The organism is Rhizobium sp. YS-1r, assembly GCF_000757525.1.
Classification (GTDB): Bacteria; Pseudomonadota; Alphaproteobacteria; order Rhizobiales; family Rhizobiaceae; genus Neorhizobium; species Neorhizobium petrolearium.
In genome coordinates this window covers 1-673 of sequence record NZ_JPYQ01000040.1, presented here as the reverse complement: position 1 = coordinate 673, position 673 = coordinate 1, and the positions used below count along the sequence as shown (strand labels likewise).

The 673-nt window shown below is 67.8% G+C and carries 1 pseudogene; it reads right to left on the bottom strand.

From position 1 onward, the window contains the following. Nucleotides 1-673 (bottom strand): annotated as a pseudogene (locus JL39_RS21275) (hypothetical protein); the annotation flags it as partial.

Here is a 673-nt window from a genome sequence, read left to right as displayed (position 1 = left end):
ATCGTCGACGGTCACGCCCGTCATCGTCACCGCCCCGGTATTGCGGACCAGGAACGAGTAGCTGATCGTCTCGCCGAGATCGATGAGGCCGTCGCCATCGGCATCGTTCAGCGTGCCGGTCTTGTTGATCGTCAGTCCGGGCGTCTGGTCCGGAGGCACCACGACGGTATCCGGCGGGCTGTCGATCGGCGGCCCGGACGGCGGCGTGCCGGTGCCTGTCGCCGTGTTTTCCACCCGCCCCGCATCGATGTCGGCCTGGGTCGGCGTATAAGTCGCAGTGAAGGTGAAGGTCGCCCCCGGTGCCAGCGTCTGCGGCCCCTGATCCAGCGCGATGCCGGCATCGGTGAGCAGCGGATCGTTCACCGTCACATTGGTGAGCGTCACGGCGCCGGTGTTGCGGGCCTGGAACGAGTAGCTGATCGTCTCGCCGAGATCGATGAGCCCGTCACCGTCGAGATCATTCAGCGTGCCGGTCTTGTCGATAACCAGGCCGGTCGACTGATCCGGAGGGACCACGACGGTATCCGGCGGGCTGTCGATCGGCGGCCCGGATGGCGGCGTGCCGGTGCCGGTCGCCGTGTTCTCCACGCGGCCCGCGTCGATATCGGCCTGGGTCGGCGTATAGGTCGCGGTAAAGGTCGCCGTTCCGCCGGGCGCCAGCGTCTGCGGACCT